Source organism: Bacillus sp. FJAT-44742 (genome assembly GCF_002797315.1).
In the GTDB taxonomy this organism is placed as follows: Bacteria; Bacillota; Bacilli; order Bacillales; family Marinococcaceae; genus Thalassorhabdus; species Thalassorhabdus alkalitolerans.
The window spans coordinates 1035665-1050426 of sequence record NZ_KZ454936.1 but is presented as its reverse complement, the minus strand read 5'-3'; the positions used below and the strand labels follow the sequence as shown (position 1 = coordinate 1050426).

At 41.0% G+C, this 14762-nt stretch carries 10 protein-coding genes; 5 read left to right on the top strand and 5 right to left on the bottom strand.

Annotation, left to right across the window (positions count from 1 at the left end; genetic code table 11):
* The first annotated feature begins 140 nt into the window (after positions 1 to 140).
* Complete coding sequence (locus CEF17_RS05375; RefSeq protein WP_100398617.1) at positions 141 to 1229, top strand: FUSC family protein; 1089 nt, start codon at positions 141 to 143, stop codon at positions 1227 to 1229.
* A 190-nt stretch (positions 1230 to 1419) separates the two neighbouring features.
* Here the strand turns inward: CEF17_RS05375 and CEF17_RS05370 are convergent, their stop codons facing one another.
* The 5 genes from CEF17_RS05370 to CEF17_RS05350 form a co-directional block, all read right to left on the bottom strand.
* Entirely contained in the window at positions 1420 to 2904 is a 1485-nt protein-coding gene (locus CEF17_RS05370) for a glutamate synthase subunit beta (RefSeq protein ID WP_100398616.1), read from the bottom strand.
* A 69-nt stretch (positions 2905 to 2973) separates the two neighbouring features.
* Positions 2974 to 7569: a glutamate synthase large subunit gene (gltB, locus tag CEF17_RS05365; protein ID WP_100398615.1), complete on the bottom strand. Its 4596-nt coding sequence runs from the start codon at positions 7567 to 7569 to the stop codon at positions 2974 to 2976.
* A 625-nt stretch (positions 7570 to 8194) separates the two neighbouring features.
* The gene (locus tag CEF17_RS05360) at positions 8195 to 9073 is read right to left on the bottom strand and encodes an alpha/beta hydrolase family protein (RefSeq protein WP_100398614.1); all 879 of its coding nucleotides are present in this window, start codon (positions 9071 to 9073) and stop codon (positions 8195 to 8197) included.
* Positions 9057 to 9857 (bottom strand): NRDE family protein, encoded by an 801-nt coding sequence (locus tag CEF17_RS05355; protein WP_100398613.1) that lies wholly within the window; start codon positions 9855 to 9857, stop codon positions 9057 to 9059. Before CEF17_RS05355 ends, CEF17_RS05360 begins: the two co-directional genes overlap by 17 nt.
* Before the next feature lie 22 nt (positions 9858 to 9879).
* On the bottom strand, positions 9880 to 10287 hold the full coding sequence (locus CEF17_RS05350; protein ID WP_100398612.1) for a DUF2203 domain-containing protein: 408 nt from the start codon (positions 10285 to 10287) through the stop codon (positions 9880 to 9882).
* 247 nt (positions 10288 to 10534) lie between these two features.
* On the opposite strand from CEF17_RS05350, the gene CEF17_RS05345 reads away from it, so the two are divergent.
* The 4 genes from CEF17_RS05345 to CEF17_RS05330 all read left to right on the top strand — a co-directional run bounded on the left by CEF17_RS05345 (position 10535) and on the right by CEF17_RS05330 (position 14727).
* A complete protein-coding gene (locus CEF17_RS05345) occupies positions 10535 to 11575 on the top strand; it encodes a toxic anion resistance protein (protein ID WP_100398611.1) in 1041 nt (346 codons plus the stop codon).
* Positions 11576 to 11605: 30 nt separating this feature from the next.
* Positions 11606 to 12544 (top strand): hypothetical protein, encoded by a 939-nt coding sequence (locus tag CEF17_RS05340; RefSeq protein WP_100398610.1) that lies wholly within the window; start codon positions 11606 to 11608, stop codon positions 12542 to 12544.
* Between the two features lie 84 nt (positions 12545 to 12628).
* On the top strand, positions 12629 to 13597 hold the full coding sequence (locus CEF17_RS05335) for an MBL fold metallo-hydrolase (RefSeq protein ID WP_100398609.1): 969 nt from the start codon (positions 12629 to 12631) through the stop codon (positions 13595 to 13597).
* Positions 13598 to 13752: 155 nt separating this feature from the next.
* Positions 13753 to 14727, top strand: coding sequence for a DUF2777 family protein (locus CEF17_RS05330; RefSeq protein ID WP_157842935.1), 975 nt, complete (start codon positions 13753 to 13755; stop codon positions 14725 to 14727).
* Positions 14728 to 14762: the final 35 nt, after the last annotated feature.

Genomic DNA, 14762 nt, shown 5'->3' with positions numbered 1-14762 from the left:
ATCGTTACCTGATTTCTTTTTCGCTAATTCATTTATTACGGTACGTGAAATTTCAATTTTGATTTTGATAATTTGTCCGGTATGATTAAAGAGTCAGCAAGTGAACGGAAAAAGAAGTGAAGATAAAGGTGTGGTTATAAATGTGGAGCGGGAAATTAAAAGTTCGCATGATTGGAGGACGAATCGCTAAAACGGGGGTGGCTGTCCTCCTAACAGCATTAATTTGTCAGTTTTTGCAGGTTCCTCCCGTACTAGCCGTTGTGACTGCCATTGTAACGATTGAACCTACAGCTTACGAATCGATTCGTAAAGGGTTTATTCGCCTTCCTGCCTCTGCGATAGGTGCTGCAATTTCTTTAGGACTTGTCTTTTTTCTTGGTGTCACCCCTTATACCTTTGCTTTATCTGCTATTTTAACACTCTTTATCTGCCATAACCTGAAGCTTCAAGATGGCATGCTCGTTGCTTGTTTAACTGCCGTGGTTATGATTCCTGACATAGGTGTAAACTACATGGGTGATTTCTTCACTCGCCTCGGCGGAACTTTTATCGGCCTTATTACTTCAACCTTGGTAAACGTGTTATTATTGCCTCCAAAATTTATACCGGCCTTAGAAAAAAAACTTGATCAATTGTTTATAATAAGCGGAGATATACTGGAAGAGCTCTCTTCCTCGGTGTTACAAAACAACACCATACGTCCTGCGGCCCCACAGTTGGAGAAGTTTCAAAGACTGCGCAAGGAGATTGAAAAAAGCGGTGAACTGGCTGAATATCAACGAAAGGAATGGAAGTTTCATCATGCCTCTTTTCGCGAATTAAGAAAGTTTATGTATCTTGAAAAAAGATTGCGAATTCTGCAGCGTATCTCTCTTCATCTCGGCCACTTACAGTATATAGAAGGAGATCTTTCTTTCAATGATCAAGAAAAAAGAAGTATTTGGGCGTTGATTACCTCTTTAAAAAAAGCCTTTATTGCGGGCACTCACACGTTTGATGAAGAACACTACTTATTGATTGAAAACTTAAAAAATCAATTTATTACGCACAACAAAAATTATTCACCATTGAATACAGACCATTATCATCTATTTTCTGGAACTTCAATTGCCCTGTATGAATTTCTTTCCCTCCATGATACTGTGGAGGATTTATTAAAACTGAGAAAACAACAGGAAGCCTCTCTTCCACTCCCTCCACCTTCGTCTTCTATTACAAAGTCCATATAAAAAACATACAACCGGTCAAGTAATCACACACTGGGATAAAGTGTGCAAAGGAAACAGAGAAAAGAGACAATAAAAGAAAGACCTTTCCCAAACCGGGGAAGGTCTATTCCATCCTATTTCATAGAACCAAATAAAGCGAGGATGTCTCAGTAGATCCACTACATTTTTGAGACACCCTCTTCTTAAATGATTATGGCAGGTTTGAGCTTCCCATTAAATAACGGTCAACCTCTCTTGCTGCCTCGCGCCCTTCATGAATTGCCCACACGACAAGACTTTGGCCACGACGATTATCTCCAGCAGCAAATACACCTTCCACGTTTGTACTATATTTTCCATATTCAGCATCCACCGTGCTTCGCTCGGTTGTTTCTACCTTCAACTCATCAAGTAAATGCTTTTCTGGACCTGTAAAACCAATTGCCAAAAGAACTAAATCTGCTTTCCAGACTCGTTCTGTTCCTGGAATTTCTTTTCTCAACTTTTTGCCATTTTCATATACTGTGTCGACCTCTACAGTATGAAGCTCTCTAACATTACCCTTTTCGTCCCCGACAAATTTAGTCGTTTGAAGCTTATATGCTCTAGGGTCTTTGCCAAATACTGCTTCAGCTTCTTTATGCCCATCTTCCTGATTATAAACGACAGGGAATAATGGCCAAGGATTTAGAGGCTCTCTGTCTTTATTCTTTTCCGGATGAATATCAAATTGTACAAGAGATTCACAGCCATGACGCAAAGATGTAGTGATACAGTCCACTCCTGTATCTCCCCCGCCAATCACAATAACATTCTTTCCTTTAGCGGACAGATAATTTTGATCCTGATGCTGTGAGTCAAGAAGTGACTTTGTATTTTTCTTTAAGAATTCCATTGCATAATGAATCCCTTTTAAATCTCTGCCTTTCGCAGGCACATCTCTTGGTACTTGGGCACCTGTACATAACACAGTGGAATCAAATTCTTCATTCAGCTTTTCTGCTGGGTAATCTTTACCAATCTCTGTGTTAGTAACGAAGGTAATTCCTTCTTCTTCTAATAATCTCACCCGTCGTTGAAGGACTTCAAAAGAAAGTTTTACGTCTGGAATCCCGTAAGTTAAGAGGCCTCCGACACGATCATCTTTCTCAAATACTGTTACTGTATGACCTGCTTTATTCAGCTGGGCGGCAGCAGACAGACCAGCTGGCCCCGATCCAATGACAGCCACCTTTTTGCCTGTACGTTTTTTAGGAGGCTCAGGCTTGATCCAACCTTCTTTAAATCCTTTTTCAACAATATGAAATTCAATTGATTTAATGGATACAGGGTCGTCACTAATAGCCACTGTACAGGAACCTTCACACGGTGCTGGACAGACTCTGCCTGTAAATTCAGGGAAATTATTCGTTTTATGAAGTCTTTCTAGAGCTTCTTTCCATTTCCCTCTGTAAACAAGATCATTCCACTCTGGAATCAAGTTGTGAACTGGACAGCCAATTTCCGCCGAGCCATCCATCGTTGTTCCTGCCTGGCAAAAAGGAATCGCGCAATCCATGCAGCGGGCACCCTGCTCAGATAGCTTATCTTCGGGCATTAATATAGTGAACTCCTGCCAATTCTTTACTCTCGCAAGAGGATCTTTTTTTGCTGGTGCTTCTCTCTTATATTCCATAAAACCTGTTGATTTTCCCATCTTACTCACTCCAAACGTTCCTAGTCTTGGTTGCCTAACTTGAAAGGGAGAGCTCAAGAAGCAGCTGTCTTACTTGCCGCTTACCCGAGCTTTTTCATTTTTATTTTCATCAAAAGCAACCATGATCGCTTCGGCCTCTGTCATGCCTTCTTTTTTCATGCGCTCAACAGCTTCAAGCATCCGTTGATAATCCATTGGAATAACTCTTACAAACTGTTTAACTGTTTTATCCCATTGCTGCAATACTGTTTCACCGAGTGAGCTATGAGTATAGTCTACATGATTTTTAATCATTGCTTTTAATTCTTGAATTTCCTCTCCATCTTGCAACGTTTCAAGCTGGACCATTTCTTTATTGCATCGCTGTGCAAACGTTCCGTCACTGTCTAATACGTAAGCAATACCGCCTGACATACCAGCTGCAAAGTTCTTGCCAGTTTCTCCAAGAACCACAACTCGGCCTCCTGTCATATATTCACAACCATGGTCTCCTACACCTTCAACCACTACGCTAGCTCCACTGTTTCTAACACAGAACCGCTCACCGGCAACCCCACGAATATAAGCTTCTCCGCTTGTCGCACCATAGAAAGTAGTATTTCCAATGATGATGCTGTCTTCTGGAGCAAAAGTCGACTCCTCTGGAGGATAGGCAATGACCTTTCCGCCTGATAAACCTTTTCCTAAATAGTCATTCGCATCGCCAATAAGAGTCATAGTCATCCCCGCGGGAAGAAAAGCTCCGAAACTCTGGCCTGCAGATCCAAGGAATTGAAGATTTATAGTATCCGCCGGCAGTCCTTTGGCGCCAAATTTTTTCGTTACTTCGCTCCCTGTAATGGTTCCAACCACACGGTCTGTATTCTTAATGTTGAAGGTGCCTTCCACTGTTTCTCCATTTTCAATGGCTGAATGGGCCAGCGGTAGAATTTCTCGGATATCCAATGATTCATTAATCATATGGTCTTGATCTTTATGGCGGTAGTGCTTTTCTTGATTATCTTCGTGCGGACGGAATAGCAAAGGAGTGAGATCTAACGTATTTGCTTTCCAGTTGTCCACTTCTTCAACCTGCTCTAATATATCTGTTCTTCCAACCATTTCTTCGATAGTACGGAAACCTAGCTCAGCCATAATTTCACGCAATTCTTCCGCTACAAAATACATGAAATTCACTACATGATCCGGAGTTCCGACGAATTTTTTACGAAGCTCAGGGTTTTGAGTGGCAATCCCTACTGGGCATGTATCCAAGTGGCAGACACGCATTAATACACAGCCAAGAACGACAAGTGGAGCTGTTGAGAACGCATATTCTTCAGCACCCAGAAGTGCAGCTACGGCCACATCTCTCCCAGTCATCAGCTTACCGTCAGTTTCCACTGAGATTCTATCTCTCAAGTTATTCAACACCAGAGTCTGGTGGGTTTCAGCCAGTCCAAGCTCCCACGGAAGACCAGTATGCTTAATACTTGTTCTGGCAGCAGCACCTGTTCCGCCATCATATCCGCTTATAACAAGACCGTCTGCGCGCCCTTTTGCTACACCTGCAGCAATGGTACCTACGCCTGTTCCTGATACAAGCTTTACACTGATATATGCACTTGGGTTAGCATTTTTCAAATCATGAATCAATTCCGCTAAGTCTTCGATAGAATAAATATCATGGTGCGGCGGCGGCGAAATAAGTCCTACACCCGCAGTCGTTCCTCGTACCTCGGCAACCCACGGATATACTTTGTTCCCAGGCAGCTGTCCGCCTTCTCCAGGCTTTGCGCCCTGAGCAACCTTAATTTGAATTTCATCTGCATTTACAAGATAGTGGCTTGTAACTCCAAAACGGCCGGAGGCGACCTGCTTGATAGAGCTTCTCCTAGAATCCCCGTTTGCATCACGAGTAAATCTTTTTGGGTCTTCCCCGCCTTCCCCGGTATTGGACTTACCACCGATACGATTCATCGCGATCGCTAAAGCCTCATGAGCTTCCTTGGAAATGGACCCAAAAGACATGGCGCCTGTCTTAAAACGTTTGACGATATTTGAAACAGGTTCTACTTCTTCTAAAGGAATGCTCTTATGGTTGTCTGTAAAGGTAAGCAAACCGCGCAGTGAGGTTTGTTCTTTTTCCTGCTCATTAATAGATTTCGAATATTTCTTAAAGAGTTCAAAGTCTTTTGTCCGGCATGCCTGCTGAAGCATGTGAATGGAATGAGGATTATACTGGTGAGCATCCCCGTTTCTGCGCCACTGCAGGTCATCACCCGGTTCAAGTGTTGTGTCTTTTCCTTCTCGGTCATTAAAAGCTTTTGTATGACGAAGAAGGACTTCTTTAGCAATGATTTCAAGGTTCACTCCGCCGATTCTTGAAGTGGTCCAGGTAAAATACTTATCAACCACTGAAGGATCAATGCCTACTGCTTCAAAGATCTGAGCGCCCCGATAGCTTTGAATCGTTGAAATTCCCATTTTAGAGAGAACCTTCATGACACCCTTTGTAGCTGCTTTAATATAAGTAGCTACGGCTTCAACATAGGAAGTCGCTTCCAGGCGTCCATCCTTAATCATCGCATCAATGGAATCAAAGACCAGATAAGGATTGATGGCTTCTACACCGTAGCCTATAAGCACAGAAAAATGATGTACTTCCCTGGGCTCAGCAGATTCAACAACAATGCTTACCTGCGTTCGCTTTCCATTCCGAATCAGGTGGTGGTGGAGGCCGCCAACAGCAAGAAGAGCCGGGATGGCTGCTGATTCCTTATTTACCCCACGATCACTTAAAATCAGCACAGTTGCACCATTTTCAACGGCTTCATCTGCCGAAGCAAACAGCTGGTCAAGTGCTGGCTCTAAACCTTTTTCCCCTTCTTTTGCAGAAAAGAGCATAGGAAGAGTTACCGATTTAAATCCTGGTCGTTTGTTTGAACGCAACTTGGCAATTTCCTCATTGTTTACTAACGGTGTTTTCAGGAAGATATGCCTTGCACTTTCGGGAGCAGGGTGAAGAAGATTTCCTTCTTTCCCAATCGTCGTTCCGACAGCAGTAACCAGTTCTTCACGAATCGCATCAATAGGCGGGTTCGTAACCTGGGCGAATAGCTGTTTGAAATAGTTATATAATAGCTGAGGTTTCTTTGAGAGAACAGCAAGGGGGGAATCATATCCCATGGACCCAACTGGATCTACTCCTTCAGTAACCATCGGCTTAATCATCTTCTCTAGTTCTTCGTACGTGTATCCAAAAGCCTGGTGGCGGGTATTTAAATTTTCAAAATCGGTGTTGTATACGTCCTGGCTTTCCATCACGTCATCTAAATCACAAAAATGTTTATCGACCCATTCCTTATAGGGCTCTTCAGAAGCAATCGTGTGCTTAATTTCCTCATCTGGAACGATTCTGCCTTCTTCCATATCGACAAGAAGCATGTGGCCAGGATGAAGCCTTTCTTTATAAAGCACATTAGAAGGATCAATGTCTAACACGCCCACTTCTGAGGACATAAGAATATGGTCGTCTTTTGTCACATAGTATCTTGCAGGACGCAGGCCATTACGATCTAGACAGGCGCCTACGCTGCGGCCATCTGTATAAGCGAGCGCAGTAGGGCCGTCCCATGGCTCCATAAGCGTACTATGAAACTTGTAAAATGCTTTCTTTTCTTCATTCATTAAAGGATCATTCTGCCATGGCTCAGGCACCATCATCATTGCCGTATGTGGCATTGAACGGCCAGCCAAAGTCAGAAATTCAAATGTATTATCAAACATGGAAGAGTCACTTCCAAGGTGGTCTACCACCGGGTGGATCTTTTCCAGGTCATCTTCGAATTTATCAGATTGAAATACCGCTTCTCTAGCATGCATCCAGTTAACATTTCCTTTAATAGTGTTAATTTCACCATTATGAATCATGTAACGGTTTGGATGAGCTCTTTCCCAGCTAGGAAAAGTGTTTGTCGAGAAACGGGAGTGAACTAAGGCAACGGCTGTTTCAAAATCATCGTTTCCAAAGTCTTTATAAAATTGGCTCAATTGTTCAGTTGTCAGCATCCCTTTGTATACAATTGTACGGGACGACAAACTTGCAAAATAAAAGCTGTCTTCATCAGGGACATGATGCCCAATCTCTTGTTCAGCACGCTTTCTTATTACATAAAGCTTTCTTTCAAAATTTTCTTGATTTTCAATTGCTTCATTTTTTCCAATGAAAATCTGGCGAATATAAGGCATAGTCGACTTGGCATTATTACCTAGCATTGAACCGTCCGTAGGAGGGATTCTCCAGCCTAATACCTTTTGTCCTTCTTCTGCAACAATCTGTTCAAGCTGTTTTTCACATCTATTTCTAAGCTCTTCATTCTGGGATAAAAATAACATCCCTACTCCATAAGATCCTTCTTCAGGCAGCTTTATCCCAATGTCTTTAACCCTGCTGTTAAAAAAGCGGTGGGGTATTTGAAGAAGCATCCCGGCTCCATCGCCAGTGTTTACTTCATCTCCTTGGCCACCTCGATGCTCTAGTTTACACAGGATATCAAGGGCTTTTTTTACAATATCATGAGATTTTTCCCCCTTGATATTAGCTAAAAAGCCAATGCCACAATTATCGTGTTCAAATTGGGAGTCATACATACCCACTCTCCGTGAAAAGTTGCGTAATGTCATTACCCTCTCCACCTCTCTTTTCTGTTTCACACACAAGAAACCTACAATCTTTTTTTTTATCTCTAATATACAAGATCATACCATTAAACTTTAGGTTCGGCAAATTATTTCCCATACTCCACCTCCTTTGAAAGCGCTTTCCGCAGGCGTTACCCAATTATTACCTTAGTTTTTTGAAAATACAGCACTTACATAAAAATAATAGTGCTTGTATTTTTAATCGTTTAACATGATCGCAAAGAAAATCAAGTAATAACCTATTTACTTCCCCATATCTGTTCATTTCTCTAGTTTTCTCGCGTTATCAAAAAAAATTAGTGTTCTTCTTTTCTTTTGTAATTAGGACCGTCATTTATTCGTGTATTAATACTCTTTCAATTTTTAGAATATTTAGTTAATTATCCCCCGAATAATATATCTTGAAACAAAAATTTTTTCTTCATATATATAAGAGGCTGAAACAAAACTGGCTCACTTATGTAAACAAAACTCGAATTATAGAAGACACCGTGCAAGCGAGTATTTTGAACAAGCAACTAGTAGAATACTGGAGACAAAAAAAGAGCTCTCACCGATGGTGAGGACCCTTCTTATTAGCTGGGTTTTGCCCAAGACTCTACACATCCTATTCCTTCTCTTTTCCATCCTTTTCTTTCTCTTTCATCTTTTCCTGTACTTTAAAAAAATTAACCGTGCTTGAAATAGCCTTTTCTAACTCAGGTGAAGATTGTTCAAAAGGATGGGCGGTGTTAAAGGTATGGCTTCCCGTTTCAATCCATTCCAGCCGACCATTTTCAGCGTTTTTGTTCAGTTCCTTCGCTCCAGCTGTAAGCTTAGGGGCATCTTCACCACCTTGTATAAAGAGCTTTGCAGTTTCTGTTTCTTGAACAGCCTGGATAATATCATACCTTTCATGGTTACTCTCCACATCTTCAACTGCCTTTTGTTTGACAGGCATATACTCTTTCGTCCTGCCATTGTAAATATACCCAGTCCCATTTTCCCTAATTTCTTTTTTCAACTCTTCATGAAATAGATCCGCCTGGCTTATTGCATTCCACGTAGCTACTCCATTGATCTTTTCTTCATTCTCCCTTGTATATAACAGGACGGTTGCTCCACCCTTACTGTGGCCGAGCAGGTACAATGATTCCTTATCCATTAACTCGGCGTAAGGAAGTGTATCATCCTCAATTGCTGACACAATTTCGTTAAGATCCTCGATTTCCCTGTGATAAGTATTTTCAGAGAACTTATCCATTTCGGTAAACGAAAGCAAGTCCTCACCTACCCCGTTCATTGAAAAATTAAAGGTAATTGCGATGAAGCCGTGCTTTGTAAATTGCTGTGCGGTATAAGGAAAAAAGCCCCAATTTTTAAACCCTTTGAATCCGTGAGCCAGTATGATTACAGGCTTTTTTTCGATTTGTTCGTCACTGCCATAAAATACCGTTCCTCTAATGGTTAAATCTTCAGCTGCTTTTATCTCAAAGTTCTCTAACATCCTGTTCCTCCTTTGTTTGTATAGGAAATGAAAATGATTGCTCTTTAACCTGGCCGCCATTTGTAAAGGTTCGTTCTATCATCTTTGCATTGTAATCAGCAGTAACCGCGAGCACAGTCTGGGACCTTGTCCCATACGAAGGACTGATAATAAATGGAGAAGATAAAAGCCTTTCCATCTCAATGCTTATCCCGGTGTTTGGAAGAAATTGATCAGGAGCTTTATCCGTGTCTGTCAGTGCTGCAAAAAGAGGTTCCACAGGAAGATCAGTAAATGGCTCATCTTGGATCAGCTTCTTCATTTTTTGTTTGACTTTATCCACTTTTGGCCATGGTGAATTGAGCTGGGCATTACTCAGGCCATGGATACCCGGCAACATGGCTTCCGCTTCTCTCCCTTCCTGCTTATTTGAATAATAAAAAAGGTTATCGACTGTGCCTGCTATAAGGTTAAAGCCATTGAATTCATCTTTTTCTTTAGAAAGCTTTTGAAAAAAACTTTCCGTGTCTTCCTTTTTCAAAAATCCTGCTGTAATTTCTCCCCTTGAACGTTCCTTCTCCTTTTCATTCCCATCTCTCACATTCGTAAGAGCAGCAAGGTAACCGTGCTTGGTCATTCCCATCCAAGTGCCGCCTTTTTTTAAATCTCTTCCAGCATAAACAAATGGAGCGTCTTTCCATTGGTGCAAAAGGGACGTTGGACGGTTATAGAACTCGTCCCTATTGGCTGCTATAATAAGTGGATACTTACTGTGTACCTTATAAGCTACCGCGACCAGACACATGGCTTGTTCTTCCTCTCTCTATCTAAATTTCATCATCCGTTCTGGAGATTTTTTTTCTGCCTGTAAATCCTTCAAACAAACCATGGTAGTACTTCACTTGATTTTCACCCTGCCTCCAGCAAAGAAGTACTGGCTCCCCTTCTACTTTTGCCGGGAAGTCCACAAGTCCGTGATCAATACTTTTTACGAGGATCCCGTTTCTCTCGAGACGTTCAATATGAAGATTGGCCTGAATCTCTACAAAATCAACCATGCATTCTAAATAAAATAACTTCTCTCCTGTATCAGGAATGGGAGAATGCTTAACCAGTTCATAATGTTTTACACTTTCAGTAAAGCTCTCCTGGAGGTTCTGCAGTTCAGACATTTCTTCCTTAACAAAAGGAATATGGCAATTTGCTTCTTCTATGGTGAAATACTTCTTAAACATAAAAGGCTCCTCCTTTATGGATACGAGACTTAGTGCCTAGTCCTAACCTCTGCTTTCATTATCTATCATCTTAGTTTCTCTATTCCATCTCTTCTTGAATTGCAAACCGCAACTTCTCTTTCCCTTTATCGTATCTAATATCATTTGAAAAAGGAATCATAAACAGGACGAATGTTCATGGAAGATGATACAATATCGACAAGAAGAGGGTTTACTTTTGAAGATGTCTGAAGGAGGGTACTCAATAATGGATGAATATAAAAATCACAACCTTAATCAAGAAACTAGCGAGAACGCAAAAAGAGATGCGCAGGATTATATAAATAACCTTAATAAGTCTAATGTTGATGAGCTTCTTTCAAAAATAAGCTCGCTAGGTGAAAACGAACAAAAGCAAGCAGGGGATTCACTTGAAGCTCTAAAACGGCCAGTAAGTGAAATGATGAATCAAAAAGACAATGAGTTACCTGATAAGCTTCATGAATTAAAAGTGATTGTCGGAGAACTTGAGCCCGAACATTTAGAAGAAAGCAGAGTCCAGAAAGTATGGAACAAACTACTGCGTCGCAGCCCAATGGAACAATACGCCCAAAAGTACCAGACGGTAGAGGCACAGGTTGAAAATATTATTGAAGGACTTCTTGCCGGCAGAGATAAGCTGCAAGAGGACAATGTAATGCTTGAACAGTTAAAAGAAACAGCAACCGCCCGAATCTATGAGCTGGAAAAACAAATGGCATTAGGGCAGGAGTTAAACCAAATGCTTGAACAGGAAATGACGAAAGAAGAATGGCGTGATAACCCTGCCTCATTGCAAAAAGGACAAGTAAGGGTTGTATCAAGAATAAAAAACATGAGTCAGGCTGTCATGGTGCTTCAGCAGTCTCTTGCCTCCGTGGATCTTATTCTGGATAATAATGAAAAGCTTGAAGAAGCTATTTTTAATGCCATTACGATGACCAAAAATATTATAACCGTTACTGCTTCCATCCAACTTGCTTTAGGGAACCAGCGGAAAGTTATTGATGCTGTCCAAAATGTAAACGAAGCAACAGAAAATATGATCCTCTCCAATGCACAAATGCTTAAATCCAATACAGAAGAAACATTAAAGACCCTCGAAGAGCCTGCAGTAGCCATCGACACTTTTCGGAAAGCTTATAATGATGTCCAAGCTGCCATTGAACTGACAGAAGAATCTAACGAACGAATTGTTCAATCAGGGAAAAAATTCATTGCCGAGCTAGATGATTTAAACAAGGAAATGCGTACAAAGCTGTTAGAATAAAAGGTGAGATGACTAAAAGAAGGTGGTTTTTTGTTTAAACAATGGCTAGAAGACGTATGGTTTGACAAACTTCTTCCTGACCACTTAAAACCTGTAGACCAGCACATTTTTTCTGATGCAAAGGGCCTGCAGCTTATAGAAGATACGGAGGCTGTATTAGATACGCTTATTAATAATGGAAAACAGACGAAAATGCCCCACTCTTATAAAAAAAACGGCGGCACTTTCCAGTTCCGTTTAAAGGTAAACCGAAAAAGAATGAAGCTTTTAAGTTATGACACTACCAAGTCTGAAGCTGCAATTAAAAAACGGATTATTATCCTCTATCAGAGAAAATATCATCATGGGAGCCGGGGACACCGTATTAAAGAAGCTTCTGTTCAATATATAAAAAATGGAAAAACCTACGTGAGAAGCTTGCAAAAGTCCAGGTACTTTCAAGGTATTTTTTATAAATTGAACGTGTTAGATGATGTCTTTCTGGGCCAGCTTATTGAACCGGATAAAAAGGCTCCTCCTTCACTTGCCAAGAAGAAAATACAGGAAGAAAAAATATCTGAGCAGACATCTTTACCAAAGGAATATAGTGAGCTTTTGTCAGAATGCAGACATCGCCTGATTTACAAATGGAGCCTTCTCCCTTCTCCTCATCAAAACCGCCTGAGAAGATTGGTAGAGGAAACGGAAAAGCTTCTTGTTTACGCTCATAAGCTTGACGTGGAAGAACGATATGTATGTAAACGAATGCTTCAAAAAGATATTCCAGTCTTACTTGAAACGTACTTGTCACTAAGCAGTGAAAACCAGGAGGAGCAAAAAGAACCGCTCTATGAAGCTCTGACTAAAATGGAAATTAATATTCGTTCAATGCAGGAAAGCATTGAGGTATCAAAAGCAGAAGAAATGAAAAAGCTCTTTCGGATTAATGAACAAAGGTATTCTGCCTCCGAAAAAACAAATGGAAAATAAAGTATCCCCTTTATCTTTACAGATGAAGGGGATTTTTCTACACTTAAATGGAAAGGTTTTCAAAACGATAAGGGGTTGATCATAATGTCTGTAAGGTGTGAAGATCTTGGACACAACTTGTATGTAATAGATGGCTACGATTTAGGACTTCCTAACAGGACCGGAGTCTATATTTTTAATGAAGAAAGAATTACCATTTTAGAAACTGGCCCGAGTATGTCACTTCCTTACATAAAACAAGGAATGAAAGAACTTGGGAGAACACTTGATGAAGTAGATTACATTATTGTTACACACGTTCACCTGGATCATGCAGGAGGTGCGGGACTCCTTCTAACAGAGTGCCCTAATGCAAAAGTAATTATTCACCCCAGAGGAGCCCGTCATTTAATAGATCCTTCCCGACTTATTAAAGGGGCAAAAGCCGTTTATAAAGAAAAATTTGAAGAGTTGTTTGAGCCTGTCATCCCGATTCCGGAAGACCGTGTCGTCGTTCTTGAGGATAACAGCACATTGACTATTTCTTCCGAGCGGACGTTAACGTTTCTAGACACTCCTGGCCATGCAGCTCACCACTACAGCATCTACGACCCTGAAAGCGAGGGGGTATTTACTGGGGACACCATTGGTATTCAGTACCCTGACGCAAAAAAAGTGAATAAAGACATATATATACCATCCACTTCTCCTAATCAATTTGACCCTGATGCTATGCTTTCCTCACTCGAAAGAATTATGGCTCTTGAACCTAAACGGATTTATTTTGGCCATTATGGAATGTGTAAAGACCCAAAAGAAGTAGACAAACAAATAAAAATGTGGCTTCCTCGTTTTCTTTCCATTGGAAAAGATTCCTTTGAGCAGCATCACACTGAAGAAAAGCTTTCAGAAACTCTCTTCACTGAAATGAGCGAGCATTATCAGTTAGACCACAGCGAAGACCTTTCAAACCTGACTGCTTTTTTAAAAATGGATGCCTCAGTTTCGGCTATGGGGATCATTCACTACTTTGCTCAACAAGAAAAAGCAAAGAATTCAGCAGCGAAAAAGTAGAAACGATATTTGCAACCCCTTACATTTTCTCCTTCTTTTGAAGGGGTGCTTTCTTTTATCTTGAATCTCTTCTTTAAATCACCGTATAATGTGAAGAGCAAATATCGAAACTAGCAGAACTACTCTGTTAAATGAAGAATAAAGCGAGGGTTATCATGAATAGAGCCAAAGCAAGTCAGTATAAAGGCCAGACAATAGTCGTAGATGAAGGGAAAATGGGTTCTTACTTCGGAATCCTTACTAACATTCACGCCCTCCCAAATAAACCTTGGATGGCTTCTGTTCGAATCACTGGTATCCAGGCTCTTCCTGCATCAGCAGACTTGAATGAACCAATGTATCTAGAAGGAGAAGTTGTTGAATGCTTGGGAACGAAAGTAAAAGAAGCTGAAAATGAATATACTGGCAGCTATGAATCTTCTTTTATCGATGCTCTGCAGAAAAAAGGCCAGTGGCTACAGGAAAAAACTGCACAGTATACGTCTTTTCTTCACGCTATTGAAAAGAAACTCCAGTTTTATAACGCTTCCCTCGTTAACGTTGAAGAAATAGATCAGGAACCTGAAGATGAAAGCTTTGTTTACTATTCCATTGTAAAGATAAATGAAATTCTTTATCTGCAGGAAGACACGCGTAAGGAACAACTAGAACTGGAAGGATGCCCATTCACCCTTGAAATCGAATACAAAAATAAGTGGATAAAATGCACTCCCGCCGATGGCCTTTCCTTTTTAACAGAAAATGGAAAACTCATCCCTGTGAGTGAAGGGGCACGTGTGCGGATCAGCAGACAGCAGTTTGAACCTTTTACCATTTTATTAAATGAGTTAGAACAACAATCGCGGCAGTCCCTGGAAAAGGGATTACGTACTCTGGGATTTACGGAAAAAGACCTTGTGAAATGCCATAATCGGCTGCTTCATGAGCTGCTCGCCAGAGAAGCTGAAACATCCTTTCAAGGCGTGAACTTTCTTATGTTCCAAAAGAACAGCTCCACTCTGATTGTGCAGCATCATTATGAAAGAACGCTTCAACAAAATAGTCCAGACTCCATCTTTGACCGATTTGAATTTACAACTGATCAAGGGGCCAGGAGCATTATTACCTATTCCAATGCTCTCTCCAAATAAACTTCCTACACTAAAAACCCAGCAAGGAAAGGGCT